The organism is Fischerella muscicola PCC 7414 (assembly GCF_000317205.1).
Taxonomy (GTDB): domain Bacteria; phylum Cyanobacteriota; class Cyanobacteriia; order Cyanobacteriales; family Nostocaceae; genus Fischerella; species Fischerella muscicola.
In genome coordinates this window covers 13197-38238 of the sequence record NZ_AJLK01000125.1, presented here as the reverse complement: position 1 = coordinate 38238, position 25042 = coordinate 13197, and the positions used below count along the sequence as shown (strand labels likewise).

At 42.0% G+C, this 25042-nt stretch carries 28 protein-coding genes and 17 tRNA genes; 30 read left to right on the top strand and 15 right to left on the bottom strand.

All coding sequences use genetic code 11. From position 1 onward, the window contains the following. Nucleotides 1-3: 3 nt before the first annotated feature. From UYI_RS0120270 to UYI_RS0120245, 6 genes are all read right to left on the bottom strand, one after another. Nucleotides 4-1161: a DUF1822 family protein gene (locus UYI_RS0120270; RefSeq protein ID WP_016868492.1), complete on the bottom strand. Its 1158-nt coding sequence runs from the start codon at nucleotides 1159-1161 to the stop codon at nucleotides 4-6. A gap of 27 nt (nucleotides 1162-1188) precedes the next feature. Further along, complete coding sequence (locus tag UYI_RS0120265) at nucleotides 1189-1836, bottom strand: hypothetical protein (RefSeq protein WP_016868491.1); 648 nt, start codon at nucleotides 1834-1836, stop codon at nucleotides 1189-1191. Between the two features lie 56 nt (nucleotides 1837-1892). Next, entirely contained in the window at nucleotides 1893-3170 is a 1278-nt protein-coding gene (locus UYI_RS0120260) for a flotillin family protein (RefSeq protein WP_016868490.1), read from the bottom strand. 176 nt (nucleotides 3171-3346) lie between these two features. Continuing rightward, on the bottom strand, nucleotides 3347-4678 hold the full coding sequence (locus UYI_RS0120255; protein ID WP_016868489.1) for a flotillin family protein: 1332 nt from the start codon (nucleotides 4676-4678) through the stop codon (nucleotides 3347-3349). A gap of 332 nt (nucleotides 4679-5010) precedes the next feature. Next, nucleotides 5011-5331: an NfeD family protein gene (locus UYI_RS0120250; protein ID WP_016868488.1), complete on the bottom strand. Its 321-nt coding sequence runs from the start codon at nucleotides 5329-5331 to the stop codon at nucleotides 5011-5013. Between the two features lie 14 nt (nucleotides 5332-5345). After that, nucleotides 5346-6836 carry a TIGR04222 domain-containing membrane protein gene (locus UYI_RS0120245; protein ID WP_235147984.1) on the bottom strand — a complete coding sequence of 497 codons (1491 nt, stop codon included), beginning with the start codon at nucleotides 6834-6836 and terminating at the stop codon, nucleotides 5346-5348. A gap of 334 nt (nucleotides 6837-7170) precedes the next feature. Between UYI_RS0120245 and UYI_RS37010 the strand changes: the two genes are divergently transcribed. The 3 genes from UYI_RS37010 (at nucleotide 7171) to UYI_RS0120230 (ending at nucleotide 8400) form a co-directional block, all read left to right on the top strand. Further along, nucleotides 7171-7338, top strand: coding sequence for a hypothetical protein (locus UYI_RS37010; RefSeq protein ID WP_016868486.1), 168 nt, complete (start codon nucleotides 7171-7173; stop codon nucleotides 7336-7338). 244 nt (nucleotides 7339-7582) lie between these two features. Continuing rightward, entirely contained in the window at nucleotides 7583-7966 is a 384-nt protein-coding gene (locus UYI_RS0120235; protein ID WP_016868485.1) for a type II toxin-antitoxin system HicB family antitoxin, read from the top strand. Then, complete coding sequence (locus UYI_RS0120230; protein ID WP_016868484.1) at nucleotides 7963-8400, top strand: type II toxin-antitoxin system VapC family toxin; 438 nt, start codon at nucleotides 7963-7965, stop codon at nucleotides 8398-8400. The genes UYI_RS0120235 and UYI_RS0120230 overlap by 4 nt, the downstream gene beginning before the upstream one ends. Here the strand turns inward: UYI_RS0120230 and UYI_RS39780 are convergent. Further along, the gene (locus UYI_RS39780; RefSeq protein WP_258003655.1) at nucleotides 8366-8494 is read right to left on the bottom strand and encodes a hypothetical protein; all 129 of its coding nucleotides are present in this window, start codon (nucleotides 8492-8494) and stop codon (nucleotides 8366-8368) included. The genes UYI_RS0120230 and UYI_RS39780 overlap by 35 nt on opposite strands. A 63-nt stretch (nucleotides 8495-8557) precedes the next feature. Here UYI_RS39780 and UYI_RS0120225 point away from each other — a divergent pair, with 63 nt between their 5' ends. The 3 genes from UYI_RS0120225 to UYI_RS0120215 all read left to right on the top strand — a co-directional run bounded on the left by UYI_RS0120225 (nucleotide 8558) and on the right by UYI_RS0120215 (nucleotide 9886). Next, entirely contained in the window at nucleotides 8558-8776 is a 219-nt protein-coding gene (locus UYI_RS0120225; protein WP_016868483.1) for a hypothetical protein, read from the top strand. Next, nucleotides 8776-9207, top strand: a complete 432-nt coding sequence (locus tag UYI_RS0120220) for a PIN domain-containing protein (protein WP_016868482.1) — start codon at nucleotides 8776-8778, stop codon at nucleotides 9205-9207. The genes UYI_RS0120225 and UYI_RS0120220 overlap by 1 nt, the downstream gene beginning before the upstream one ends. 73 nt (nucleotides 9208-9280) lie before the next feature. Then, nucleotides 9281-9886 carry a Uma2 family endonuclease gene (locus UYI_RS0120215; protein WP_016868481.1) on the top strand — a complete coding sequence of 202 codons (606 nt, stop codon included), beginning with the start codon at nucleotides 9281-9283 and terminating at the stop codon, nucleotides 9884-9886. A gap of 94 nt (nucleotides 9887-9980) precedes the next feature. On the opposite strand, the gene UYI_RS0120210 is transcribed toward UYI_RS0120215, so the two are convergent. Continuing rightward, a complete protein-coding gene (locus UYI_RS0120210) occupies nucleotides 9981-10799 on the bottom strand; it encodes an SDR family NAD(P)-dependent oxidoreductase (protein WP_016868480.1) in 819 nt (272 codons plus the stop codon). Nucleotides 10800-11150: 351 nt separating this feature from the next. Between UYI_RS0120210 and UYI_RS0120205 the strand changes: the two genes are divergently transcribed. Continuing rightward, the gene (locus UYI_RS0120205; protein ID WP_016868479.1) at nucleotides 11151-11342 is read left to right on the top strand and encodes a high light inducible protein; all 192 of its coding nucleotides are present in this window, start codon (nucleotides 11151-11153) and stop codon (nucleotides 11340-11342) included. Between the two features lie 95 nt (nucleotides 11343-11437). Then, nucleotides 11438-12187 (top strand): beta-carotene ketolase CrtW, encoded by a 750-nt coding sequence (crtW, locus tag UYI_RS0120200; protein ID WP_016868478.1) that lies wholly within the window; start codon nucleotides 11438-11440, stop codon nucleotides 12185-12187. Nucleotides 12188-12289: 102 nt separating this feature from the next. Here the strand turns inward: crtW and UYI_RS0120190 are convergent, their stop codons facing one another. From UYI_RS0120190 to UYI_RS0120175, 4 genes are all read right to left on the bottom strand, one after another. Continuing rightward, complete coding sequence (locus tag UYI_RS0120190; protein ID WP_016868476.1) at nucleotides 12290-12973, bottom strand: hypothetical protein; 684 nt, start codon at nucleotides 12971-12973, stop codon at nucleotides 12290-12292. A 335-nt stretch (nucleotides 12974-13308) separates the two neighbouring features. Beyond that, complete coding sequence (locus UYI_RS0120185; protein ID WP_016868475.1) at nucleotides 13309-13959, bottom strand: hypothetical protein; 651 nt, start codon at nucleotides 13957-13959, stop codon at nucleotides 13309-13311. Continuing rightward, a complete protein-coding gene (gene hrcA, locus UYI_RS0120180; protein WP_016868474.1) occupies nucleotides 13956-15047 on the bottom strand; it encodes a heat-inducible transcriptional repressor HrcA in 1092 nt (363 codons plus the stop codon). The genes UYI_RS0120185 and hrcA overlap by 4 nt, the downstream gene beginning before the upstream one ends. 342 nt (nucleotides 15048-15389) lie before the next feature. Next, a complete protein-coding gene (locus UYI_RS0120175; RefSeq protein ID WP_016868473.1) occupies nucleotides 15390-15737 on the bottom strand; it encodes a rhodanese-like domain-containing protein in 348 nt (115 codons plus the stop codon). A gap of 391 nt (nucleotides 15738-16128) precedes the next feature. Between UYI_RS0120175 and UYI_RS33015 the strand changes: the two genes are divergently transcribed. Then, on the top strand, nucleotides 16129-16638 hold the full coding sequence (locus UYI_RS33015) for an alpha/beta fold hydrolase (protein ID WP_235147983.1): 510 nt from the start codon (nucleotides 16129-16131) through the stop codon (nucleotides 16636-16638). A 159-nt stretch (nucleotides 16639-16797) separates the two neighbouring features. Here UYI_RS33015 and UYI_RS39775 read toward each other — a convergent pair whose 3' ends face one another. Next, nucleotides 16798-16929, bottom strand: a complete 132-nt coding sequence (locus UYI_RS39775; protein WP_258003620.1) for a hypothetical protein — start codon at nucleotides 16927-16929, stop codon at nucleotides 16798-16800. Between the two features lie 416 nt (nucleotides 16930-17345). Between UYI_RS39775 and UYI_RS0120165 the strand changes: the two genes are divergently transcribed. The 18 genes from UYI_RS0120165 (at nucleotide 17346) to UYI_RS36995 (ending at nucleotide 19968) form a co-directional block, all read left to right on the top strand. Continuing rightward, nucleotides 17346-17882: an HNH endonuclease gene (locus UYI_RS0120165; protein ID WP_016868471.1), complete on the top strand. Its 537-nt coding sequence runs from the start codon at nucleotides 17346-17348 to the stop codon at nucleotides 17880-17882. A 201-nt stretch (nucleotides 17883-18083) separates the two neighbouring features. Beyond that, nucleotides 18084-18158, top strand: a tRNA-Asp gene (locus tag UYI_RS0120160). A 3-nt stretch (nucleotides 18159-18161) separates the two neighbouring features. After that, a tRNA-Glu gene (locus UYI_RS37005) sits at nucleotides 18162-18238 on the top strand. A gap of 83 nt (nucleotides 18239-18321) precedes the next feature. Next, nucleotides 18322-18398 (top strand) — tRNA-Phe (locus UYI_RS0120150). 9 nt (nucleotides 18399-18407) lie between these two features. Next, a tRNA-Asn gene (locus UYI_RS0120145) sits at nucleotides 18408-18483 on the top strand. A 90-nt stretch (nucleotides 18484-18573) separates the two neighbouring features. Next, nucleotides 18574-18647, top strand: a tRNA-Gln gene (locus UYI_RS0120140). A 5-nt stretch (nucleotides 18648-18652) separates the two neighbouring features. Further along, nucleotides 18653-18730 (top strand) — tRNA-Leu (locus UYI_RS0120135). A gap of 1 nt (nucleotide 18731) precedes the next feature. Continuing rightward, nucleotides 18732-18808: transfer RNA gene (locus tag UYI_RS0120130), tRNA-Pro, on the top strand. A gap of 3 nt (nucleotides 18809-18811) precedes the next feature. Continuing rightward, nucleotides 18812-18885, top strand: a tRNA-Leu gene (locus UYI_RS0120125). A gap of 5 nt (nucleotides 18886-18890) precedes the next feature. After that, nucleotides 18891-18968: transfer RNA gene (locus UYI_RS0120120), tRNA-Ser, on the top strand. A gap of 4 nt (nucleotides 18969-18972) precedes the next feature. After that, nucleotides 18973-19045: transfer RNA gene (locus UYI_RS0120115), tRNA-Lys, on the top strand. A 4-nt stretch (nucleotides 19046-19049) separates the two neighbouring features. After that, nucleotides 19050-19122 (top strand) — tRNA-Lys (locus UYI_RS0120110). A gap of 4 nt (nucleotides 19123-19126) precedes the next feature. After that, nucleotides 19127-19200 (top strand) — tRNA-Leu (locus UYI_RS0120105). Between the two features lie 83 nt (nucleotides 19201-19283). Beyond that, a tRNA-Thr gene (locus tag UYI_RS0120095) sits at nucleotides 19284-19357 on the top strand. An 8-nt stretch (nucleotides 19358-19365) separates the two neighbouring features. Beyond that, a tRNA-Gly gene (locus tag UYI_RS37000) sits at nucleotides 19366-19456 on the top strand. 184 nt (nucleotides 19457-19640) lie between these two features. After that, nucleotides 19641-19717: transfer RNA gene (locus tag UYI_RS0120090), tRNA-Ala, on the top strand. Nucleotides 19718-19722: 5 nt separating this feature from the next. Then, nucleotides 19723-19796 (top strand) — tRNA-Ala (locus tag UYI_RS0120085). A gap of 89 nt (nucleotides 19797-19885) precedes the next feature. Next, nucleotides 19886-19968: transfer RNA gene (locus tag UYI_RS36995), tRNA-Ser, on the top strand. A 235-nt stretch (nucleotides 19969-20203) separates the two neighbouring features. Here the strand turns inward: UYI_RS36995 and UYI_RS0120080 are convergent. Continuing rightward, the gene (locus tag UYI_RS0120080; RefSeq protein ID WP_016868470.1) at nucleotides 20204-21778 is read right to left on the bottom strand and encodes a GMC oxidoreductase; all 1575 of its coding nucleotides are present in this window, start codon (nucleotides 21776-21778) and stop codon (nucleotides 20204-20206) included. Nucleotides 21779-22224: 446 nt separating this feature from the next. Between UYI_RS0120080 and psb34 the strand changes: the two genes are divergently transcribed. The 3 genes from psb34 to UYI_RS0120060 all read left to right on the top strand — a co-directional run bounded on the left by psb34 (nucleotide 22225) and on the right by UYI_RS0120060 (nucleotide 24384). Beyond that, nucleotides 22225-22395: a photosystem II assembly protein Psb34 gene (psb34, locus tag UYI_RS36990; RefSeq protein WP_016868469.1), complete on the top strand. Its 171-nt coding sequence runs from the start codon at nucleotides 22225-22227 to the stop codon at nucleotides 22393-22395. Nucleotides 22396-22829: 434 nt separating this feature from the next. Further along, complete coding sequence (locus UYI_RS0120065; protein WP_016868467.1) at nucleotides 22830-23462, top strand: AAA family ATPase; 633 nt, start codon at nucleotides 22830-22832, stop codon at nucleotides 23460-23462. Continuing rightward, a complete protein-coding gene (locus UYI_RS0120060; RefSeq protein WP_016868466.1) occupies nucleotides 23452-24384 on the top strand; it encodes a ParB/RepB/Spo0J family partition protein in 933 nt (310 codons plus the stop codon). Before UYI_RS0120065 ends, UYI_RS0120060 begins: the two co-directional genes overlap by 11 nt. Here UYI_RS0120060 and UYI_RS0120055 read toward each other — a convergent pair. After that, nucleotides 24381-25022, bottom strand: coding sequence for an MOSC domain-containing protein (locus UYI_RS0120055; protein ID WP_016868465.1), 642 nt, complete (start codon nucleotides 25020-25022; stop codon nucleotides 24381-24383). The genes UYI_RS0120060 and UYI_RS0120055 overlap by 4 nt on opposite strands. Between the last annotated feature and the right edge of the window lie 20 nt (nucleotides 25023-25042).

Here is a 25042-nt window from a genome sequence, read left to right as displayed (position 1 = left end):
TATCTAAATGACAAAATTTTCTGTAATCATTGCATCATTTAAACTAACCCTAACTCGAAATCTCTCAGCGAATTCTGCACAAAATTTTAATTGAATATAGTCATCATCTCCTCTAGCCTGAACTTCTAAAAATGCTTGTCCATCCTCATATAATCCTGCTAATTGTAAACCTAATGGTAAATAAGCATGATTCATAGGATAAACTCGTAATAGCACAGCAACTGTTTGATCTGGTTTTGGTAAAACTGCTACCATCAAAGCTACAGCACTACCATCTAATTGCATTCCCAAATCCATAATGCGTCTGGCAGTCACAGCAGGGTGGTTCGGTTGTAGAGTCCACAAAATTTCCGCAAGAGTCCAACGTGTTTCTTCATCTTCAGTTGTTTTAATTAAATGAACTAAAATATCCAGAAGTTCAGAGGAAATAATACTATTATTATTTACCTCAATTTTTTCACAACGATTGTTGAATTTTTTTGGCATGAACTTGGATGGTAAACCTTTTTGCCAACTATGATTGGGGTAAAATTGCTCAATAATTTGCCAAACAATATCTTGTGATTCTAATTTCAATCCTCTAACACGTTTAATAGAACGAAAAGCAAATTGAGGTTTTCTTTTACGAGTAAATTCTTCAACTGTTTGCCACTCGGTTGTGTAAATATTCTCTAGCCATGCTCTTAAAGAAACTAGATGCGATCGCTCTATTAATTCATCTAATGGCTGTAACTGGTTAATATCAATTTCCGATGTTGTGACATTAGGCAAAAATCCCCAAATTTTACCTTCTGTACAAGTTTGATTAATTTCGACAACCACATAACCAATGCGATCATTCCAAACTTCTGGTGGAATATAACAAATGCGATCGCCTGTGCGAATGGCTCGACATTCTAAGTGTCCTATCCCAGTTAACACTAAATCGGCGACATCATCAATTAATCTGCGGTAAGGATGCAAACTATAGCTAGACTCTAAATCTGTGGGAATATCTAGCATTTGCAAATAGGTATTAACTACCTGGACAGCTAAAGTATTTAAATATACTTGTCTTGCTCGGGTTTGTGTTGGTTGTTCTCTGGCAAATTTAAGAGCATTTTCGCGGAATTCTTCAGGAATAGGGATAGATATATTTTGACGTTCAGTTAAGTAATTCATAGTTGTAGATTCAAACTTCAAAAACTATTAATCAAGATAGCCTTGGGATTTACAAAACTCTTCTAGCAAAGGCAGACATTTTTTTTGGTAGAAATTGCTGAGAGTCGGTATAGGGACACCAAAATCTTGCGATAAATCTTTCCAAGCAACTTCCAAAAGAAAGCGGCGTTCAATCAAAACTTGACAGTTAACATCCGGGCGATCGCTAATATGAATACGCCGTAATCTACTGGTTTGATTTGTGAGCCATTCCCGAATTTCCTTGAGCATAGGTGATGGTTCTGGTGGTGCGGGAATCATATCTAAAGGATCTATTGCTTCACCATTTTCTCCTAAGGAGGGATTAATTCTTCTGTTTTTCTCTTCTTTATTTCTCTGACTAATTTCTTTAATACGATAATACAAGTAACCATTTAACCAGCTAATCACACAACCTTGTTCGGGATCATAGGGATTCCTCGCAGTAGTTGCTTCACAGAGATTTTGGCAAAAATATATCCAGGTTTTCTGAAAGGCTTCCTCTACATCAGGTACACCTGTACATCGCAAAAGTCTACCCGATTTTTGAATCAGATAAATAATTTGATTCAGTTTCCTTTTGCGTTCTAAACTGCCTCTTGGATGCTGACAAGCTTCTTGAACAAGTTGGAGGATTTGCGCTTTGAATTCATCCATACTGTAAAGGATTGGTTAACTTTTAACAGTCTTGGCTCAACCTATTGCTACAGTTTCTATGGGCGTTTATCCAGATTTGATTTCACTTCCGGAATCAGACTTTTCCCGTCACCCTTGAATTCATTAATCGCCTTACTGATATCTATACCAGTAGTCTGGCGTAACTGTTCTAATAAAGATGCAAGTTTTGGCACATTACCGCCATTAGCAGCATCAATCACAGTCAAATTTTCTACTTCCACTTGCGGAACTCCCGCAGCCATCATTTTCAACAATGGTTCCAACTTCTGGAATAGGAATATTTCTCGCGCCGCCGTACCAGCATTTTGCCAAGATTCAGCCAAACGTTTTGTACCTGAGGCTTGCGCCTTGCCATCTTCGATAATTCTGGCTGCATCACCCTTCGCTTTCGCGATCGCTTGCTGACATGCGGCTGCGGCTGGCGCAATCACATCAGCTTGCAATTGCTTTTCCACCTGTTTAATCCGTTCAGTTTGTACCGCCACCTCTGCTTGTACCCGCGCAATCTCTGCATTGACTACCGCTTCTACTTCCGCCACCATTGCGGTTCGTTTTGTTAGTGCATCTCTAACTCTACGTTCCGCCTCCGCCTTCGCCACCTCCAAATCGCGTTCAATTTGTCTTAACTTAGTGATGCGATCGTTTTCCGAAGCCTTAATAATCGCTTCCGCTTTGGCTTGTGCTTCCGCTATCCGCGCATCTCGTAACAACTCCGCCTGCTGCTTGCGTCCAATTGAATCTAAATAACGCACCTCATCAGAAATATTTTTAATTTGCAAATTATCCAAAACCAATCCCAACTTTTCTAAATCATCCTCCGCCTCTTCCAACAAAGTTTTCGCAAAAGTAATCTTATCTTCATTCACTTGTTCCGGTGTGAGATTCGCCAACACCCCCCGTAAATTTCCTTCCAACGTTTCCTTCGCTAACTGTTCAATATCTTTACGAGTTTTACCTAACAATCGCTCGATCGCATTGTAAATAATTGGTTCTTCGCCAGCAATTTTAATATTCGCTACCCCTTCTACCGTCAAAGGAATACCACCTTTAGAAAAGGCATTTACCACCCGCAATTCAATAATCATATTAGTTAAATCCATGCGGAAAGTCTTTTCAATCAGGGGAATTTGAATCCCACTTCCGCCTTTTACCAAACGGTATCCTACCGAATTGCCATCACCTGTAGGAGTACGACTACCAGCGAAAATCAACACCTCACTGGGCTGACAAATATAGTACAAATTGCGAATTACCCACCAACCAGCAGCAGTACCAGTACCAAATATTCCGAGTAGTAAAGCAATAATTTCCATGATATTTTTCCTTCATGAGAAATGAGAAATAACTTTGTCAATCTGAGTCATAAAATTTCTCATCTTTTCTCTCTGCGTACTCTGTGTCTCTGCGGTTCAAAAATTATTTATTTAACCGCAGAGGCGCAGAGAACACAGAGAAAAGAGGTAAAAGAGAATTTTGTTGTCCAAAAAATTTACCTATCCTGATTAAGAGTTCCTGTTACATCAATTCCCAAAGTCCGATTCACATTCTCTAAAAACTGCAACACAATCTCTGGATAAACATTCACCAAACTAGCCAAAGATTTACCATCACCGTTGTCAACCACATTCACTTTATCGATTTGAATTCGCTGGGGAATTTGCACTGCTTCTTGTAATACCATTTCAATTTGTTGAATTAAGAACAACTTGCCTGCTTCTGTTCCTGTTTGCTGCCAAACTTGGGAAAGAATATCGTTGACTAAAGCTGCTGCTTTAGCATTTTCTTCCAAAGCGGCGGCTTCACCTCTAGCATGAAGTTCTTGGGCTTGAGATTGAGCGAGGGCTGGCAAAACTGTATCTGCTTCTAAACGCAGACGTTCTAATTCTGCCCGTAGTGCTTGCAGTGCTTGTTCGGCTTTAGCTTTCTTTTCTTGGGCTGCGGCTTTGGTAATTTCTTCTTCGGAACGGGCTTTTTGTTCTAACTTGGCTTTGATTTTACGCAGTTCGTTTTCTTTTTCCAAAACAATGATTCTGTCTTGGGTTTTGGCAACTTGGGCGTGTTCTTCACATTGGGCTTCCACTTGTTCGGCTTGAGCGATCGCATCTGATTCGGCAATTTCTGCATCTCTCAAAATCAAGGCTATTTGCTTGCGTCCCAAGGATTTGAGATAATCGACATCATCAGACACACTTTGAATTTTCAAAGTATCAAGTTGTAATCCCAGTTTCGCTAAATCACGACTGACATCAGAAGCGATACGTTCAGCAAAACTTAGTCTATCTTCGTTGAGTTCTTCGGGTGTGAGGGTAGCCACAACACCCCGCAAATATCCTTCTAAAGTTTCGCGAGAAACACGTGCTAATTCTGAGCGATCGCGATCTAAAAAACGTTCGATCGCATTACCTACTACCGCCGGATCAGTGGAAATTTTCACATTGGCGATCGCTTGAATATTTAAAGGTGTCCCCCCTTTAGCATAGGCGTTTCGTACCTCCACGCGCACAGGCATTGTTGTTACATCCATCCGTTTGACAGTTTCCACAATCGGAATTCGGATCGCACGCCCACCTACCAATACCCGATAACCTACTTGTTGTCCATCCTTGTTTCGCCATTTGCGCCCCGAAAGAATCAAAACTTCATTAGGCTTGCAAATACACAAAAACGACTTCAAAAACCAGACAATAGCAATAGCACCAAAAATAGAAGCAGCAATGGGAAGACTAGTAAATAGTAATCCTTCTATTTCATTATCTTTATTTGTTGTGACAGGCCGATCAGCTGGAATTTGCCCGACTTGTACAGTTGCGATAGTTTTCATAGTTAGTTGTTGGTTGGTGGTTGTTGGTTGGTAGTTAACCGATTCACAATCTTGAAAGTTCTAGTTTGAAACCCGAAAGTTCTAGTTTGAAACCCGAAAGTTCTAATTTGAAACCCGAAAATTCTAATCTAAAACCCGAAGGTTCTAATCTAAAACCCGAAAGTTTGAATTTGAAACCTGAAAATTCTAATCTAAAACCCGAAATCTCCTCACACTCCCCCCACTCCCCATCTCCCCACTGCCCCTAATCCCCACGACCGACAGGGAGTGGGGGCCGGTGAGTTCCCCACCTCCCCATCTCCCCACCTCCCCATCTCCCCATCTCCCCACCCTCACACCCCCACCACCCACACCTTATTACCCTTCATCCTCACAACAACAACGCGATCGCCTTGGTGAAATTGTTGAGTTTCATCGGTGAGGGCGACAAAATCTACTAAGGAACCTTTGAGATTAACGCGGATTTTTCCGGGGCTGCTGCGGTTGAGAGGAATTTCCACAGTTCCGTAACAACCGACGATATTATCCGTGCGTACAAGGCTATCGATCGCGAGGCGTCGGCGTTGCAAAAAAATCAATACAACTATAAACGCACCAGCCAAAATCCCCAAGGCGACTGCAATACCAGTAATTATCAAAATGGAATTTTTCATAAAACTATTTCAAATCAACCACCACCACAGCCGCCACAACCACCACCACAACCACCACCACAGCCACCACCGCAACCACCACCACAACCACTACCAACACTACTGGTAACATCACCACTACTAGTGCTTGGTGGTACGAGGGCTTGTTTTAAATCTGCTAAAGAACCTACCAAGACTGCACTACCAAACAAAGCAACACCAAATGCAATATCAGATGAGGTAGGGGAGTAAGATGAGCGATAGTAATTGAGGGTGCGATCGCCAAATCGAGTACGGTGTGGCTTAGGCAATAGCAAGAACGCCAAAAAAGCCGTCACAATGCACATTCCAATTAAAAAACCTACAGGTTTCCCTCGGGAAAGCCCCACAAAGATTTTGCTGATTCCCAATAGCAGTACTGCTAAGACGGGTATTGCAGTCACAATTTGAATCATCCTTGCTTGGCGATCACTAACCAGCAAACCTTGGTTTTCCAAGTTTCGCCTCATTGAATTGGTTGCAGATATGGCTCTTTTGCGGATAGTTTCAATAGGAGCATAATTCGTACCACTGACACTTTCCTCAGTAATTGCTTCTGCGATTGATTTCTCTAAAGGATGACTATTGGCACAAAGAGTATTTTCCAACTGCAAAGTACGCCTTGTCGCCGAAACTGTGAGATATTTGTCTTGAACAAGTTTAGCGATCGCAGCATCTACTGCCCGATATGCACCACCAGCCAAATATGCTAATTCATAACCATTGAGAGAGTCAGATTCGCTACCTGAACTATTAGCAGATATACTTAAAAACCAACGCAAAGTTCTAGCTAGGACAAAAGTAATAATTACCGTCAAAAAGTAAAACCAGAGGAAATCAGGGCCGCTTAAATTCAGGGGATTGGTAATAGAAGCTGCTAACAAAGGCTCGTTATTTGCTACTAATAATCCCAAAGAAAATAGGGGTAGCCAAATTAACGATAAATTTCCTGTAGGGCGCAGTGACAAACGAGCTATATTTATCTTTGGCAACTTCACTAAATTTTTAGGTAAAACCCAGTTTTCCTGAGTATTCACCCGCACAAAATGCATATCATTACTAAAGCGAATATGCGGTAATGGCCAAATATCTAGTGGTGGAGTTTGCCCAAAAAAACGCTCGTAACTTGCGAAAGTTTTGATATACAAATCTTGGAATTTACGAAGTTCAACACTACCACCCCGAGTAGGGTTGTGATGCAGTGGTGTTTGTAAAACTTTTGAACAAAATTCGTCCCAATAAGAATGTGTATAAGTTAAATGCAGATGCCAAACTTGATCGACTTGTTCTGATGGAACCACCGTATGTCCAGCAACTACCACTAAAAAAGCAAACTTTTTATACTCCTCAATTGCCCGTTTTGTATATTCAGCACTCCAACCATTTTCTTTAGCTAGTTTCTTGCTGAACGGATAAATAGCATCGTTTTCGTCTAAAGAAAACTCTTGAATATCTGTATATAACTTTGCTTGTTCAATGTTCATCATTTCCTGTCACCCACTATTCACAGGACTCTCCTACTGGTTAGCCTTGCTTCTATAGGTTCTTCAGTTGGGACAGGAAAAATTTATTGTTGTGTTTACATAAATTTACAATCAAAAGACTCTGCGTACCTCTGCGCCCCCACCGAAGCTTTGAGGTTCCCTCCGGGACGCTACTCTTACGAGAAGCCGCTAGCGCGTCTACGCGAACGGAGGAAACCTCCGCTCAAACTTCTCTCTGCGTTTAAAAATGCTAGCTTTTATCAACGAACAACCTTGATTTCTGCATAACTAACTTTAGCTTTACCCATATATTAAATAGAAGAGCTAGCTAAAATATATGCTTTGTGGTGGTAGTCAAGCAGGACAATGTCGCCTTGGCTACGAGGGCTACGGTCAATTACTCAAACGCGTTGGCGAAGTACCCCATCAAAGTTGCGTTCTGCTTACCTCCAGAGAAAAACCCAGAGAAATGATCCCGTTAGAAGCAGAGAAAACAGGAGTGTGATCGCTTTTACACAAGTATCAACATCAAAGGTGCGATGGCCCACATTAACCTGGGTTAGTTGGAAAGTGAAAACCCTTAATTATGCTGGAGCGATCGCTCACATCACCCCATCACCAGATGTGCGATCGCTGATATTAAAATATTAGATGCGTAGACGCTTCTTCGGCTTGTCACCAGACATCGCCTACATTAATTCATCTTTAAATACTTTAAAATTAAGACATCCTAGATAGAAAGAAAAAGTATGATTAGTTTTAGCCCTTCAACAAGTTCTAATAGTGATGCTTCTAAGCTAACTTATAGTGTGCTAATTGAAAGTGAGCCAGATGGTAAATTTAGTGCAGTTGTGCTAGGTTTATCAGACTGTAAGAGCTACGGCAAAACTGAAAATGAAGCTCTAGAAAACTTACAGCAGCTTTTACAAAAACGTTTACAGAATTCAAGAATAGTTACTTTAGAAATAGATTCTCCCCAAACAGATAATCCTTGGCTCAAGGTAGCTGGAATGTACAAAGATAATCCACTTTTTGATGAGGTACTAGCTGATATAGAAGCAGAACGCCGTAAACTTGATGCCCAAATGGAGGAATACTATCAACGAATTGATGCAGAGGATGGGGTAAAGTGACAGTTGTTTGGGTTCTAGATACTGATCATTTATCACTTTTTCAAAGAGAAGATCCAATTGTTACACAGCGTCTCAACCAAATTAATTTTGTAAATACAGCCATAACAGTTGTGACATTGGAAGAACAAATGAAAGGATGGCTGAATGTAATTAATAAGTATAACGATCAACCTTCCCAATCTGAAAAACTGATACTGGCTTACAAGGGATTAAGGGATGGTGTGGAATACCTTAACAAGCTCAAATTACTTGACTTTGACCAGTCTGCTTACAATGTTTATCAAGAATTAGTTCATCAGAGAATTCGTATAGGTACGAGAGATTTACGCATTGCTGCTATTACTCTGTCCATAAACGGTATATTGGTTACGCGCAATACTAAAGATTTTGCCAAAGTGCCTAATTTATTAATGGAAGATTGGACAATACCTTAAAGCGATCGCCCACATCAACCCCATCACCAGACGTGCGATCGCTCATTTTAAACGCATCACCAAAAGTGCGATCGCCTGGATGAGGATCTGTCATTATGCACTTGGCGATCGCTTGGGAAAATAAGCTAACTTGAGAACAGTCTCTAGAGGTTTAAATATGTTAAATGCGGTAGAGTTTCAAGCAAAAATCCAAAATGGTTTAATTCAGATTCCCGATGAGTACAAACAAGAAATCGGTGAAGGCGATGATATTAAAGTAATTGTTTTGGTAAAGAAAAAATCATTTCAAAAAAAAGACATAATTGATGAATTAACTGAGAATCCCGTTGAGGTCAATGGTATACTCAGCCGTGAAGAAGTTTACAGTCGCCAGTGATGACTGCTGTTCCATCTTTTATTGATACTAATGTTTGGCTCTATCGTTTATTGAATTACAAAAAGATAGAAGAAATAGAAAGAGAAAGAAAGCGTAATATAGCTATCTCAATTACATCGTATGAAGGAATAATTATCAGTACACAGGTTGTAAATGAGATTTCTGCTAATTTACTGAAAAAAGCAGCCTTTAAACAAGAGCAAATCAAAGCTGTAATTCAGTCACTTTATCGTCGCTGCACTGTGGTAGAGTTCAACCTGAATATTTTTGAATGTGCATCGGATATCCGCAGTCAATATAATTTTTCTTTTTGGGATAGTTTAATTGTTGCTTGTGCGTTGAGAGCAGGTGCAAGTATTCTCTATTCTGAAGATATGCAGGATCAGTTAGTAGTGGCTGGTCAATTAGAAATTGTGAATCCGTTTAAATGACAAAGACCTGGCGCATTCTCATTGGTTAGATACTTTAAGATGAAAACAACATACCTTCAGGAGATTGGCTTTCATGACTTATATCTCCCAAAAAACCCTCACCAAAGAAGATTTTCTCTCCCAATACCAAGATAATCCCCACTATGAACTAGCAGACGGAGAACTAATTGACATGGAACCAACTGGCCCTCACGAAACAGTGAGTGGCAAACTTGCAACCCAAATTGGTATACACCTTGTTGCAGAACAACTCCCCTGGTTTATTCCTCGTACTTGTTTAATTTATCCCTTCGCAGATGCAGCCACAGTTCCTCGTCCTGACATTGTAGTGCTTGATGAAACCGTTCTTGATCGCGAACCTCTTTGGGAACGAGAACCCGTAATTACGCTGGGACGCTCAATTAAGCTAGTGGTGGAAGTTGTGAGTAACAACTGGGAAACTGACTATGCTCGCAAAGTTGAAGAGTATGCACTTTTAGGCATTCCTGAATATTGGATTGTAGACTATCGAGGATTGGGTGGAGTAGCATTTATTGGTAAACCCAAACAACCAACCTTCACTGTCTGTCAACTATTTGAAGACACTTATACTCAACAACAATATCGATTAAATCAATTAATAAAATCACCACTTTTGCCCCGTCTTCAACTTCGCTTAGATGATATTCTTCCTCGTTGAGTGTATTAGGATATTGAGTTGCGATCGCTTAACTTGTAGAGACGCTTCAAACAGCGCGTCTCTACAATTTGTACCCACCTACTTACTAACAACATTATTTATCTTCATTTTTAAACACTTGTCGAGAAGCCCACTGAAGTAAACCAGGAAATAAACGATAAGCCGCCTGTGATAAATTGGCAGAACCAACAAACACTTCAGACTTATGATTCTTCACTGCATCCCAAATACCATTTGCCACATCTTCAGGTTTCTCAATCACAGGATTTTGGAAAAGATTTTCAATCTGTTGGCGACGCTTTTGCAAATCTTGCTCATCTTTTCCTCTAAAAATAGCTCGTTCTACGAAATTACTTTTAATCAAATTTGGATATATGCCGCAAACAAAAATTCCTTTCGGTTTTAATTCTGCGTGTAGTGATTCTGTTAAGCCTGTGACTGCAAACTTAGTTGTACAATATGGCACTAAATAAGGATTCGGCACTTTACCACCGATAGAACTCACATTCACAATAGTTCCTTTTCTTCTATTGAGAAAATGAGGTAACAGTTCATTAATTGTGTGAATATAACCCCATAAGTTTGTATCGATAATTTTGTGCCAATCTTCTAAAGAAAATTGCTCTACAGGCCCTTCTGCAAAGATACCAGCATTATTTATCAGCACATCAATATAACTATAATGATCCAATGCCTTTTCTATCAATCCTTTTACCTGAGATGGATCTGTAACATCACAAGTAACTGTGAGTGGTGCTGTACCACCAATGCGTTGTATTTCTTGCGCTGTAGTCTCTAATCGATCAGTATGACGAGCTGCAAGTATGAGGTCATAACCTTTACGGGCAAATAATAAAGCTGTTGCTTTACCAATACCTTCAGAGCCGCCTGTAATTAGTGCTGTAGGAGCCATATCTTAAATAAATACAAAACTATTCACTGTTTTTTAGTTTGGTTAAAAATTTTTATAAAAACTTCTGACTTCTGTTAGATTTTGTTAGCAATTTTAGAGTTAGTATCATGCTTTTACTCAACTATATCTCTACTCAGACAATTATATTGTTTGATTTAGCTACTTCATTAACGGTAGAAAAACTCTACACAAGAACGTATTCATAAAAAATATTTGTGATAAATATAACTATCTTAAATCTATAAAATCTCATTCTTTAGACTTGTTTCTAGTTTTACACTATAGATAGATAGCACTAAGTAAACGGGTAAATACTATGAAAAGGTAATTATTTATAAAGGAAAATTAGCAATGGGGCCTTATCCTACTGACGCAACTGAAAAAGCATACAACGGTAGCGATCGCAATGCAGTTAAATTTGGCTTTACTCCACAATCAGAACTGTGGCAAGGACGTCTAGCAATGATAGGTTTTGTCGCATATCTGCTTTGGGATTTAAAAGGTTATAGCATCCTACGTGACTTACTCCAACTCATTCAATAGAGTCTCTTGCACCACGATTTGTCTTGGCTAGTTGTAAATCTTTTACTAGCCAAGGCAACTAATTAAATTTATCTGTAATATTTGGATAAAAATTTATGCAGTCAGAACAGATTTCTTCTGAATTTATTGATAGCCTTATAGGAATTTCTCTTGCTACTTTGATTATAAGTGTATGGGCAGCTAGTTTAATCTTCTTATTTACAGTAAATATTTCAGAATTAAATATATTAGCGTTATTGCTCGCTATCTTATTCCAGACCTTTCTCTTTACAGGATTATTTATCACTGCCCATGACGCTATGCATGGAGTAGCCTTCTCTCATAATCTTAAAATAAATCACATAATTGGAACAATATCTTTATTTCTTTATGGATTTTTATCTTACAAAACACTAATAAAAAAGCATTGGATGCATCACAACCATCCAGCTAGTGAACTAGACCCCGATTTCCACGATGGTGAGCATAAAAATTTCTTTGCTTGGTATGTTTATTTTATGAAAAATTACTGGAGTTGGGGACAAATTATCATCTGGATAATTGCTTATAACGGAGTTCATTATCTATTCCATATCCCAAGAGCTAATCTCACTTTATTTTGGGCATTACCTTCGCTGTTGAGTTCATTACAGTTATTTTATTTTGGTACATTTCTGACTCATCGCGAACCTCCAAGAGGTTATGTTAAGCCTCATTATGCTGAAACTATCTCGCTACCAATTTGGTTGTCATTTATTACTTGTTATCACTTTGGCTACCACCGAGAACATCACGAATATCCTCATTTAGCTTGGTGGCAACTACCTGGAATTTATAAACTCAGAAAAACAAGTAATCCTATTTGATTGGTGAGAAAAGAGAGACAAGGAGAAGAAAGGGGAAAAGGAAGAAAAGTAAAACAAGGGGGAGGTGTTTCACAAATCACAGAGGAGCGCTATGGTCTATAGTTAATAGATACTGCCGACTGTTGATTTTTGCTCGTTAGCTACTCTCGTATTTTCTGGTAGCGACGGACGTAGACAAAGATAGCCAAGGGAGCCAAATAACGGCACAAGTGCCACTACCCAAAAAATGGTGGGATTATTCCAGCCTCGCCGCGCCATATCATCACCTAACACAGTTGGAAATAGCAGGCAAAACAGACAAAAAGCTAAACTCATGCCATTGATAAAGCGATCGCTCAAAAACTGCTGCCAATAACCTCCCCAATCACCAAAAAATAAAGCGTAAGCAAACAAACCAATTGTTGTGATACTCAGACTAATACCAAAAAAGGGAGAATCTACAAGTTGCAACAAACCATCCTTCTGCCCAGCAAATTCTTGATTAGATTCGCGTAACGCCAAATAAGGTAATAAACCCAGCACTCCAGAACTCACCGTTGCTAAAGCAAAAGGCCAAAAAGGAAGCCATTGCATCCTACCATCAAAAAACAGCAGACCACAATAAATAAACAGCCAAATACCAACCAAAGAAAACAAAGATAAGATGACAGGATTTACCTCTGTCCAATTGAGCGTCAAAATATTTTTCAGCAAAGCGATCGTATCAGCTAAATGTAGCGGTGGAGCGAACCACACAAGATAAACGATAAATCCAAACCACAATAACCAAAGTGCGATTTTTCTCATAAATTGAGTTCCTGTCTGAAAATAAGGCAGAGGGCAGAAGGGGTAATAATTTTCATGGCAAGGTTTGTGCCAAAACAGTAGCGTGATTGACTGTCTTGAAGATAGGGAACGGAGAACAGGGAACGGGGAACAGGGATTAATTTAGCAGTAAACCCATAATCCATCAGCGTCCATCGGTGTTTATCTGTGTGCATCTGTGTTCGCTATCTCAAAAATCAAACTACTCACGAATAATCCACCTGTAGTCAAATTTTCCAAAAATAAAATAGCCCACCCATAATCCATCAGTGTTCATCTGTGTGCATCTGTGTTCGATACTTCAAATATCAAACCACTCACGAATGATCCACCTGTGATTCTGGCAAAGAAGGACGTATGCACAGATATAGCAAAGGGCCAAATAACGGAACTAAAGCCACCAGCCAAAATATTCCAAAACTCTTCCAACCACGCCGTGCCATATCATCCCCCAACAAAGCAGGAAATAATACACACAGCAGACAAAAATCACAACTCATCACATTAATAAAGCGGCTAGTTTGCCACTGCTGGACAAAATCACTCCAATTTCCTTTTGCAATACCATAACCAACCAAAATCGCCGTCCCAATAGTCAGGACAACACCCGTCCAACGAGAATCTAAAATTTTGATCAAAACATTCTTTTCACCAGAAAACTGCGGATTTGGTTCCCTAAGAGCCAAATAGGGTAACAAAGCAAACGCCCCTACAGCAAAAGAAGCAGCAGTAAATGGCCAGGCTGGAATTTTTTGTCCTCTACCATCAACAAACAGGACTGCACTGTAAACAATAGGCCAAATACCCATAATATTGAACAGTGCAATCACCAAGGGATTAATACCTTGCCATTGACCAGTAGATAGATTTTTAATTAATTCAAAAGTACCGGGTTGATTGGGAGGAGCAAACAAGAAAGCATACGCAATCAATCCTAACCAAAGCAACCCAAAGGCAATTTTTCTCATGAGGGATTTAGATAACTGAAAGCCTCCGATAAATACTCAGCAGCAGCAGCAACTAATGCGATCACTCCTTCGTAATCTAGGCGTGTTGGCCCCAAAACTCCCACACTTCCTACCTGTGATGAACCACGGCGGTAGGTGGAAGAAATTAGACTACAGTTACGAATTGGTTCCAGAGGATTCTCTGAACCAATCCTCACTGTTACCCGTGGTTTACCCACTTCCTCAGTCTCATTTTCCTCAAATATTAATCGCCACAGTTGTTCTTGTTCTTCCTCCAATAGTTGGATGATAGTTTGCACTTGTTGTAGCTGAGCAAATTCTGGTTGTCGCAAAACTTCTGCCATCCCACGCACCATGATCTGTGTAACGCCTGGCGTCAAACTGCGACGACTAAATTCTGCCAGGGAATTTTTTAAGTACTCACCATAGTGCTGAAATTCCCGATCTAAATCACTCCAATCGAGATTAGCTACCTCTAACAAACTGCGCCCGCGTAATTGGCTATTTAAGAAGTTAGAAACAAGTTGCAATTTTCGATCTATCACTTCCGGATCAAATTGTGTGTCTTTGCCTTTTGGTGGCAAATCTAATAATGCTGAATGTGTTTCATAACTATCCGTGACTATGATCAGCATTACTCGTCCAACTTCAATTTGCACCAATTGCAAATGCCGCACCATAGCACTGACATTTTGTGGTATTGTAATCAAGCTGATGCAGCCACTTAAGGTCGCTAAAATTTGCGCCGCCCCTTGTAGTAAGCTTTCTAGACTACTGTCTTCCCAGTTCAGCCGCTTTTGCAGTGTTGCTTCTACTTGTCTGGCTAGAGTTTCCGAAGGTGTGATCAACTGATCAACATAAATTCGATAGCCAGAGTCAGAAGGTACTCGCCCAGCAGAAGTGTGTGGTTGATAAAGTAGCCCAGCTTTTTCCAACACACCCATTGCGTTGCGAATCGTGGCTGAGCTAACACCTAGATTGTACTCTTCTAGCAGGGCTTTGGAGCCAACAGGCTCCGCTGTGGCGATGTAGTGACGTACTGTTGCCCAAAGAATATGCTGTTGACGATTGGTAAGCTGGACTTGCATAGCTAATGTTTACCAAAGCAAAATTTTAATTAGTTTTAAAAACAAAAATTTATTAAGATGAGAAGCAAAAAGTATTAATATTTAGTTAAGCAAAATAGTAAATAATTGAAGTATCTAAAAATACGTTACAACAAATCTACTTTTTACTTCTCACAAAAGTATATTTAAGAAAACTTTGATATACATGTGAAAAATTGCTCACTGCAAAATCCTTCTGAATCTCAATAATACTTACTTAGATTTACGCAAATTGGTAGCTCAAATGTATTGGTAATTACTAACAGAAAATTATTCACTCTTGAGTTCAGAATAGCAAAAAAGACTGAGAATCGCCATTTACGGTTAATACATAGGAATTGAAGGGTCAACTAACATTGAGTAGGCATCAATACCACCAGAAATATTTTTCACATTCGTAAATCCTCGGTTAACCAGCCACTGACACATCTGAGCAGAACGAATACCATGATGACAAAGTACCAAGGTTTCAGCATTGGGATCTAGGCGCGTGTGGATGTCATTTCCCCATTCAACAAATTCACTCAGAGGCAAGTTGACAAAACCCTCAATGTGAGCGATCGCGACTTCTTGTGGTTCACGCACGTCCACAAGCTGAAGATGAGGCTCACCTTTGGACAAACGTTGAGCGAGTTCTTCTACACTAATTTGGGTGATGGCTTGACCTTTCATTGCGATTTTAGACTTGGGATTTGAGATTTTAAATTAACCGCAGCAAGTATGAAGCATATAGGTAAGACCTCTAAGAAAGTTTTCACAAACAATCTCAGACGTTTCCTAGATATTATTTATGTTTGCAGAAAATAGTCATCTTGACCAGGAAAAAATACTTAGAGGACTTTGAGCAATTATTCAGTATCAGGAAACAGGGAACAGCTTGAAGAATGTGTAATTAATTTTGTAATGTTACTTATTTCTCTATCTCCTATCCCCTATACCCTCATAATTGATAATTGGTAACTGAAAATAGGGATTTCCAAAGAATAGAGCAGTAGGAATTGCTGCGATTCAGGGTAACTGTTTTGCCGTTTTATGTACGGAAGATTTTAATCGACCTGATGAATTGAAGGCTGGGGTGTTTTATGGTACTAACTTCCGGATCGGCCAAAGTAGTGGAGGGCTTCCGATTATTGACAACGATGACATACCCATTGCTCTAGTGCAGGGTAATCGAGATGGTGTTGCAAATCCCGCTAATGCTCAAGAAACATACGCAGGCATTCAAGACCCTCCCAAGGCGTTTATCACCATTCCGGGTGCTAACCACTATGGCATTACCAATGAAGATAATCTCATACGTGAGCCGAACAGACCAACGCTAGAGCAAGATGTGGCAATTGAAACCATTGCCCGTTGGAGTGCGCTTTTTTTACGCGGAACCGCACTCAAGGACAAAGGAGCATTTGATTATGTATTCAACTCAGGTGATGCGTTAGATCCAAACGTCAGTGTGGAGAGCGTTACAAAACCTATACCTGAATACACTTCTGTAGTTAGTTTGCTGGGATTAGGGGTAATAGGTGCAAGTTCACTGCTAACAAATATGCAGAAATTAGTTAAAAAATCAACATAGTCATAAATTTGTTATCTACCCTCGGCTACCCACTGAGGGTTTTTCGTTTGAACTGATGAAATACTGGCCTTAGCAACTGGCGATCCGGTGGGCGGTTACGCCATCGCCCATACCACTGCACATCCTGCCATCGCATCTTTACACCATACACCATTTCCTCTAAGAATATATATGACGCAAGCGCTCACCTACGGTGGAGCGTAGCTCATCGCCTCCAGTGTCCCAACCTGTGGAACTTCGCCTTCGGTACTGCACGGAGTGCGATCGCCTCCGGCGGGTGCTTTGCGCCATCGCTCGTTACCAGAAGCAGACTGCTCGTTAGGCTTTCCAAGAGAACTGTGCAGTAGACAAACGCATACTACAACTGTATTATTGAAATTAGTCTTAATTACAAATACTACAAAAATTCCATGACCAGAAGATTCTCCTCAACCATTAGTAGCGCGGTGCATTGCCGACCCAACAAGGGTTTAGGCAGAGTAATCGCGCTATTTGCGTTTGAGGGAATGTATCGGTTATTGGGCGGTAAATCTATCAACACAGATGTAGAGAGAGCGTTAGCTTGTTGGCTGAATCCAGATCAACTTATCCAAAGCGGGAGGTGCAAATGTCTCATAGCACCGATATAGGGCAAAAAGTATCAACGACCTGACCCCCGCTCCTGAATCTCAGAGGCGGGGGTTATTTTTTTAGGAGTGAATTAACTGATGGAAGCTCAACCACCTTTTCAGCAATCCCAAATACTACAAAATTCAGTTGTAGTCTTCTCTAAGAACTACTTACCACTAGCACGCATCAACATTAAACGCGCAATCGTGCTATTAGTTACAGGTCAAGCAGAATTGTTGAATTTTGGTACTACAAAGCAGTGGGAAGTGCGTTCACCCAGTGTTGTACTACAAGTGCCAGAACATATCCGCTTGACTGTTGGCAATCCCGAACGGCATTGGAAAGTACCTCCTGTCAACCGTCGTGAAGTGTTGAGGCGAGACAACCACACCTGCCAATACTGCGGTAGCACCAAGCATTTAACGCTTGACCATGTAATTCCCCGTTCCAAAGGTGGACAGCACACCTGGGACAACGTTGTAACAGCGTGTGAACGGTGTAACTCTACAAAGAGCGATCGCTTGCCACATGAAGCTGGAATGGTACTAAAAACCAAGCCCAAAGCCCCAATTCACCCAGCAGTAGCATTTGCCGAACAGTTCTGGAACTCACAACGCCTGACTGAAGCTGAGTAATTTACTCAAACTCAATCACAGAGGGCAATACAGCTATTAAGTAACCCTTGCCCTCTCACCTCTAAAAAAAGTTTGTAGTATGCCCTTGACACTTTTGTAGCATAAATGTAGTATAAATGTAGTGAAGCAATCAAGCCTCTCAAAAAGGCAGAGAGCAAACACTATCAGAACCATGAAAACTAAATAATTGCCATTCAACGTGGGGGTGTAACTCAGTTGGTTAAGAGTGCCTGTCTGTCGAACAGGAAGCCGCGAGTTCAAGTCTCGTCATCCCCGTGTAGCCTTGTGGACGAGCAGATAAGTCGCTTTGATTCTCAGTCAAGGAGAAGCGGGTGCAACTCCCGTCAAGGCTTCCAACAATGTCCGAGTAGCCAAGTGGGAAGGCGTTGATCTGCAAAATCAATCATCGTGGGTTCAACTCCCTCTCTCTCCGCCTTATCCCCTGGTAGCTCAGTTTTGGTAGAGAGCGCTGGTCTGAAAAATCAGAGGTCGTCGGTTCGATTCCGACCTGGGGGACTGGCACATTGCCTCATAGCTCAATTGGCAGAGCTACGCGCTGTTAACGCGGGGGTTGTAGGTTCGAGTCCTACTGGGGCAGCCATTTATTGCAGGATGGACGATTGGAAAGTCGCGCTCGTCTCTGAATCACCGAGATGTTGGTTCGACTCCAACCTCGACAGCCAAATTTTAATGGGAAGTAGGCAAACAGGCAAAGCCGTCGCACTTTGAATGCGAAGTTTGAGGGTTCGATTCCTTCCTTCCCAGCTTATACTCCTGTAGCCCAACTGGAAGAGGCGGCTGTCTCAAAAACAGTCTGTGTATGGGTTCAAATCCCATCGGGAGTACCAACGGGGTGTGGCGCAACTTGGTAGCGCGGCAGCTTTGGGAGCTGAAGGTTGCAGGTTCAAATCCTGCCACTCCGACCATTTGCCCTTGTGACGAAACTGGCAAACGTGCTGGTCTTAGAAACCAGATTTTGTGGGTTCAACTCCCACCAAGGGTACTGATACTCCCGTGGCGAAATTGGTAAACGCTTCCCTTTGAGAGACGGAATTGTTACTCTTTCAAATCCTGTCGGGAGTACCAACTTGGGTCGTTAGCTCAATGGCTAGAGTTCCCGCCTTTTAAGCGGAGTGATCAGAGTTCGAGTCTCTGGCGACCCACTTTGGGCTGTTAGCTCAGTTGGCAGAGCAGCTGCCTCTTAAGCAGAAGTGCGTAGGTTCAATCCCTACACAGCCCACCTTGCCCCTGTGACGCAATTGGCAGACGTAGCCCGCTTAAACCGGGTTTGTTGCAGGTTCGATTCCTGTCAGGGGTACTCGCGCAGATGGAGCTATGGTGCGCTCTGGGGTCTCATAAGCCTTCACGTACCGGGTTCAAATCCCGGCTCCGCTACCAAATGCTGGTGTAGCTCAACATGGCAGAGCAACTGACTTGTAATCAGTAGGTTGCAGGTTCAATTCCTGTTACCAGCTTTAAAAACGCGATCATGGTGTAGTGGTAAACACCCTTGGCTTCCAACCAGGAGACACGAGTACCCTACGGGAAGCAAGCTACAAATCTCGTTGATCGCTCTGAACCCTTAACGTTCTTAAATGCGGGTGTGATGTAATGGCTAGCATCTGAGTCTGCCAGTCTCAGCGCATGGGTACTCTTCGAGAACGCTCCGCGAACGAGTCCCATCACTCGCTTGCGTAGTCCTGTAGTTGAGCTTCTACCTCGAAAGTTGTAGGTTCGAGTCCTACCACTCCCGCCTATGGGTCTGTAGCTTAATTGGTAAAGCATCTAACTGGCTGTTAGAACGATATCGGTTCAATTCCGATCAGTATCCACCAAATATGGGGTCATAGCTCAGTTGGCTAGAGCGCCTGCCTTGCAAGCAGGAGGTTAGGGGTTCAAATCCCCTTGATTCCACTGATGGTGTCTGAAGCCAAAGTGGTCGCGGCGCTGGTTTGTGGAACCAGTCATTAGGGAGTTCAAGCCTCCTCAGATACCCCTTACATGGAAGATGCCGCTAAATGGTCGGCAACCGGTCTTGAAAACCGGGGTGGGGTAACACCCAGGAGTTCGATTCTTCCATCTTCCGCCTTCCACCAGAAGCCGAAAAGTGAGGCGCTGTGCTGATAACACAGATACAGGAGGGGCAGTACCTCCCTGGTGGATTCTCCTTGTGTAGGTGCTTAGGCTGCCGTAGGCATCGCTTAGGCTTTTAACTAACGATTTTTCTTAGAGGAAAAGTGATCCGGTCACTGTGGCTGCGTTAGCGATGTCTTAAACAAGGCATCGCCTTATTAATTTATATAATTTTTGCGATCGCCAGGTTACATTTTTCTACGTCTAGGAATTCGGTTGAGAAAGTGATCCATACTCCGTTCTGCTAAAGCTGCAATAGTCAGCGAGGGATTAGAGCAGGCTGTTGAACCGGGAATAAGCGAACCATCAACAACAAACAAATTAGGATAACCAAAAACCTGCCCATGAGTGTCGCATACTTTCCCAATTGTTGCACCACCAAGGGGATGTGCTGTAAAACTGTAGTCAGGCGGTGCAGCGAGACTTGTACCATTAGCTTGGTTGAGCCGTTGGAGAGTAGACAGGAGAGCCTGAGTATTTCTTTGACTATCGGCAGAGTTGTTAGGCCAGAACAAATCCGCTAACTGAGTAGCGCTATTGTAGGTAAGATTGCCCTCTGGCTGAGAAATTCCCTGACCAAGCACAGGAAGAATACCTTGTGGTACAAAAGGAAGTCCGGTAAATGCTTCAAGTATTACTGGGGCAATAGGGTTGTCGAGATGCTCGACTGCGATTACACCTGGATTCCCCGGTGTGGGATTCGTCTGGCCAGCATTAATCATTGCAGTGCTTGAATCGGAATTCGTTCCCCAAAACTTCCCTAACTGATTATTTAGTCGGCGCAAAGTACGATTGGTTTTAGCACGCAGCAATAGTTCCGTAGTGCCAATCGAACCTGCCGCCAAAAATAGATAGCGACAAACAAAGGATTTTTGGACAAGTACAACTCCTTGCTCGTTGATTTGATTGCAAACAACTCGATAACGCCCACGATCTGCTTCCCCAATCGTAGTAACTATATGTAGAGGCCGAATTTCCACGTTCCCAGTCGCCTCTGCCATACTTAGATAGTTGCGATCTAAGCTGTTTTTAGCACCACTATTTGTACCGTAGTACACTTGACCATTAATAATGGAAGCAACCTTTTTACCCGCAATTTCTTGACGAACAATACCCCAATCAATGGCTGCGTCAATCTTGCGTGTATTTAAACCAGCCTTACGAGCTTGCTCCATCAGGATGCGGCTTGCTAAGTAGTATTCAGTTTGGAGAATATCGTCTGGGATGGGAGATGCTTTGAGAATGGAACGCACCCGTGGGTAATAAATCCGATCCAGTCTGGTGTAGTTAATAGTGCGTGGAAAAACTTTATAGAATAGTTCTTCTGTTGGTTGATAAGTGATAGCACCGTAAACAAGCGAACCACCCCCAACACCCGCGCCTCGATATACATTGATACCACTACCTCTCTTAATATCAAGAACGCCAGTAAATACATCAATGGGGATTTCTGGAACTGGTGGGGGTAAAACCGTAGTGGAACTTAGCCACGCAGCACGACCATCTGGGTTATCTGTTGTAGAGAAGGTATCGCCTGCATCAGTAATTTGCCATCTTCGTCCTCGTTCCAGTACGATTGTTGCGATTCCTGCTTGACCAAGGCGCAATGATGCAACTGCACCGCCAAAACCACTACCAATTACTATCGCCTCAACATACTCGTCAACACCAGCAGCAGAAGTGCGGAGCGCAGACACACCTACGCTGGCCGCTGCCGCCGCCGATGCCTGAAGAAATCGACGACGATTTAGCATTTGGGACATACTTTATCTCCTCTTTTTTGTTTGCCTGCTATGTTTGCGTCGTTGTAAATCTTAAGTAGTTAGTTCAGTGACTTAGCAATTTTTGGTAGTCGCCGCCGAAAATTTTTGATTTGAGAAATTTTAATTGATTTACAACAATCATTGATACAAGTATCAGATTAATACTCAGTCAGCAATAGTGCTTATTTCAGTCAAATTTTGGGGGCTTTTTACTAAAAAAAGCTTAAATTTTGGCAATGTCTCATCTTTATCTAAAGAAGCGATCACCTACGGTGGAGCGTAGCTCATCGCCTCCAGTACTTCGCTCAATCACTATCCTCTAAGAAAATTCCCAAGATAAGCAGTTCTGACTACAACCATCCACTATTGTTTGTCAAGTCCTGTTGACTTTTTGTAACAATATTGTTAAATTAGTTTACATAAGGTAACAAATACAGGAAAACATTATGTATACCACTATTAATGAAGACGGCGTTCTCAATAACTATGCAACTCAACCCCAGGTATACTGCGCTGAATACCCGGCAATTTGGGAACAACGTAACTACGTTATACAAGGTGCAATTGCAACTATGTTTGTTACCGCTCTAGTCTTGGTTGCTTTTGCGGTTAGCTAAGATTTTTTAGACAACAGTTACGGTATATCTCATTGTCATTCGGACTTCTTTCATTGACCTCGGTTAGTTTCGCCGGGGTTTTTTGCGTTTGAAGGTGCGATCACCCCACCAAAAAACCCAGTCATTATGACCGGGCAATTGTTGGGCTATATTCCCCTGTTATTTATAGAAGTTATTTATACTTGAGCATTCTGATAATTACTACCACTTCGGTGCCGGCAATTTCGGAAAAGTGCTAAATACTTTCCCTGTATGCGCTTGTACCCCCTCTGCAAATGAAACACTCAATAATATTTAGTTTTAAACTATACAAGCAAACAAGAAAAAATGTTATTCACCATATAAATAATGTACGAAGCGGGACAATTGGTGGATAATAGCCATGCTGGCGACCTCGCGGCAATAAAAAAGAAGCACAAAAAGCATTCATTATCATGATTGTCGCCTTTACCAATCAAAAAGGAGGCGTAGGCAAATCAACTGCTGCTGTTCACATGGCGTACTGGCTTAGTCAACGCCAAAAAACACTGATGGTTGATGCCGATGCTCAACAAAGTAGTTCCGTCTGGACTAAATCTTTAGATTTGGCTTATCAAGTCATCCAAGACCCAGAAGATTTGTTTGAAAAAATTCCTGAATTAGCCACCCAATATTCAACCTTGGTCATTGATGGGCCAGGTTCCCTATCTGAAACCACTAAGGCAATATTGGCTCGTTGTGACCTTGCCTTAGTTCCCTGCCAAGCGTCTGGGTTAGACTTACATAGTAGTCATAAGATTTTACGGTTTATCAAACACGCCACTGAACTGCGTTCTGGTTATCCCAAAGCTGCTTTGTTTTTAAGCCGAGCTACCAAAGGCACAGTGTTAGAGAGAGAAGCAAGAGTTGCTCTCAGTGCCACGGGAACTCATTTGATGAAAGCTGCTATTTACCAAAAACAGTGCATTGCTGATGCTCCCGGTCAAGGATGCACGGTGTTTCAAATGTCAGGTAAAGCCGCCGCCGAAGCTGCCACAGATTATGAGGCACTGTTTACAGAAGCCTTGGAGGTGCTAAATGAGCGCTAAAAGGCGAGAACTCAAAGACTTTGTATTTGATGATTCCGAACCACCTAGTAACTCACAGCAGCCAACAGCAACGGTGGCATTATCTGCTATTACTCTTCCCGCCCAGCAGCCACGGCGCTACTTTGACCCGCTTAAAATGGAGCATTTGATCCAATCAGTCAAAGCACATGGCATTTTGGAAAACCTGCTCATTCGTCCGATACAGGGTCAACCAGGGCAGTATGAATTAGTAGCCGGAGAAAGACGCTATCGGGCAGCCCAAGCTGTGGGATTAGTAGAAGTCCCTGTCACCATTCGTGAATTAACTGACTCAGAAGCCATTACCACTGCCCTAGTCGAAAATCTCCAACGAGAAGACCTCAACCCAGTAGAAGAAACAGAAGGCATTTTACAGTTAGTGGCACTGCGGCTAGAATCCACTCAAGATGAAGTCACAGCCTTGCTTTATCGGATGATTAACGACATTTCCCGCATGACTAATAACGTTATTAGTCAACCAGAAGCTGAATCAATCAAGGCGATATTCACGGAATTGGGGCTGATGGGCTGGGAGTCCTTTGTTAGTAATCGTCTCCCCCTATTAAAGCTGCCTACCGATATTTTAGAAGCACTCCGCTCTGGACAAATCGCATATACCAAAGCACGAGCATTAGCCCGACTTCAAGATGAGGATACCAGAAAGCAACTTTTGGAGGATGCGATCGCCTACAATCTTTCACTAAGCGAAATCAAGCGCAAGATTAAAGAAATTGAGCAGCAGCCTAAATCAGCAGAGACTCCATCAATAAAAGACCTAGCTGATGAAACCTTTCGCCGCTTAAAGAAATCGCAAGTGTGGGATGACCCAAAGAAAAAAGCGAAGGTAGAGAAGTTGTTGGCCCAGTTAAACGCACTGATAGAAGATGACAAACCAATAGCTTAATATTCTGGTTTAATTTGCTGTTGGAAGTAAGTTCGCAAACCATCTGCCAAAGCTGGAACCTGAACAGCGCGGCGTACTAAATTGTCATCGGCTTCACGCACATAAATTTTCACAATATCGGCAACTGTGACATTATTTTCATCCCGACTTACCAGTTCAATGTCATCCCCTACACCAATTTCACCTTCTTGGACTACTGAAAAGTAAATACCACTCAACCGACTCTTAAGAAATCGTTTGACTATATCATCGCGTCCAAACTTGAGATTGAGCTTGAAGCAGGGAAACCGAGGTTGCGTCACCATCACAATAGCCGTGCCAATACGAAAGCGATCCCCGATATTCACGAACGTTTCCGACAAGCCCTCAGTCGTTAGGTTTTCGCCAAATGCACCCCAAGACAAATCCTCATCTGGTAACTCCTGCCGCCAATAGCTGTAATGCTCCATTGGATAAGCGTAAACAGCTTTCTCCACACCCCCGTGAACAGTCAAATCTGCCTGTCGATCTCCGTCTAGATTGAGTGAGTGCAGCATCACTCGTCCATTCACGGGCTGCTTAAAAATGCCAGTTGTCACAAACTTTTCTTTCCATCTCACTTCACGCGGCAGTCCAACGCAAACAGAAATCAATTTCATAATTGCTGCCTTTTTGTACT

Coding starts and splice junctions, on each gene's coding strand:
- UYI_RS0120080 (WP_016868470.1), bottom strand. CDS start 21,778: ATGTCCCAAATGCTAAATCGTCGTCGATTTCTTCAGGCATCGGCGGCG.
- UYI_RS0120220 (WP_016868482.1), top strand. CDS start 8,776: ATGACTGCTGTTCCATCTTTTATTGATACTAATGTTTGGCTCTATCGT.
- UYI_RS0120270 (WP_016868492.1), bottom strand. CDS start 1,161: ATGAATTACTTAACTGAACGTCAAAATATATCTATCCCTATTCCTGAA.
- UYI_RS0120245 (WP_235147984.1), bottom strand. CDS start 6,836: ATGATGAACATTGAACAAGCAAAGTTATATACAGATATTCAAGAGTTT.
- UYI_RS39780 (WP_258003655.1), bottom strand. CDS start 8,494: ATGACAGATCCTCATCCAGGCGATCGCACTTTTGGTGATGCGTTTAAA.
- UYI_RS0120165 (WP_016868471.1), top strand. CDS start 17,346: ATGGAAGCTCAACCACCTTTTCAGCAATCCCAAATACTACAAAATTCA.
- UYI_RS0120255 (WP_016868489.1), bottom strand. CDS start 4,678: ATGAAAACTATCGCAACTGTACAAGTCGGGCAAATTCCAGCTGATCGG.
- UYI_RS0120235 (WP_016868485.1), top strand. CDS start 7,583: ATGATTAGTTTTAGCCCTTCAACAAGTTCTAATAGTGATGCTTCTAAG.
- UYI_RS0120185 (WP_016868475.1), bottom strand. CDS start 13,959: ATGAGAAAAATTGCCTTTGGGTTGCTTTGGTTAGGATTGATTGCGTAT.
- UYI_RS0120260 (WP_016868490.1), bottom strand. CDS start 3,170: ATGGAAATTATTGCTTTACTACTCGGAATATTTGGTACTGGTACTGCT.
- UYI_RS0120190 (WP_016868476.1), bottom strand. CDS start 12,973: ATGAGAAAAATCGCACTTTGGTTATTGTGGTTTGGATTTATCGTTTAT.
- UYI_RS0120175 (WP_016868473.1), bottom strand. CDS start 15,737: ATGAAAGGTCAAGCCATCACCCAAATTAGTGTAGAAGAACTCGCTCAA.
- UYI_RS0120065 (WP_016868467.1), top strand. CDS start 22,830: ATGATTGTCGCCTTTACCAATCAAAAAGGAGGCGTAGGCAAATCAACT.
- psb34 (WP_016868469.1), top strand. CDS start 22,225: ATGTATACCACTATTAATGAAGACGGCGTTCTCAATAACTATGCAACT.
- UYI_RS0120265 (WP_016868491.1), bottom strand. CDS start 1,836: ATGGATGAATTCAAAGCGCAAATCCTCCAACTTGTTCAAGAAGCTTGT.
- UYI_RS0120250 (WP_016868488.1), bottom strand. CDS start 5,331: ATGAAAAATTCCATTTTGATAATTACTGGTATTGCAGTCGCCTTGGGG.
- UYI_RS37010 (WP_016868486.1), top strand. CDS start 7,171: ATGCTTTGTGGTGGTAGTCAAGCAGGACAATGTCGCCTTGGCTACGAG.
- UYI_RS0120055 (WP_016868465.1), bottom strand. CDS start 25,022: ATGAAATTGATTTCTGTTTGCGTTGGACTGCCGCGTGAAGTGAGATGG.
- UYI_RS0120205 (WP_016868479.1), top strand. CDS start 11,151: ATGGGGCCTTATCCTACTGACGCAACTGAAAAAGCATACAACGGTAGC.
- UYI_RS0120060 (WP_016868466.1), top strand. CDS start 23,452: ATGAGCGCTAAAAGGCGAGAACTCAAAGACTTTGTATTTGATGATTCC.
- UYI_RS39775 (WP_258003620.1), bottom strand. CDS start 16,929: ATGGCGCAAAGCACCCGCCGGAGGCGATCGCACTCCGTGCAGTACCGA.
- hrcA (WP_016868474.1), bottom strand. CDS start 15,047: ATGCAAGTCCAGCTTACCAATCGTCAACAGCATATTCTTTGGGCAACA.
- UYI_RS0120210 (WP_016868480.1), bottom strand. CDS start 10,799: ATGGCTCCTACAGCACTAATTACAGGCGGCTCTGAAGGTATTGGTAAA.
- UYI_RS0120215 (WP_016868481.1), top strand. CDS start 9,281: ATGACTTATATCTCCCAAAAAACCCTCACCAAAGAAGATTTTCTCTCC.
- UYI_RS0120225 (WP_016868483.1), top strand. CDS start 8,558: ATGTTAAATGCGGTAGAGTTTCAAGCAAAAATCCAAAATGGTTTAATT.
- crtW (WP_016868478.1), top strand. CDS start 11,438: ATGCAGTCAGAACAGATTTCTTCTGAATTTATTGATAGCCTTATAGGA.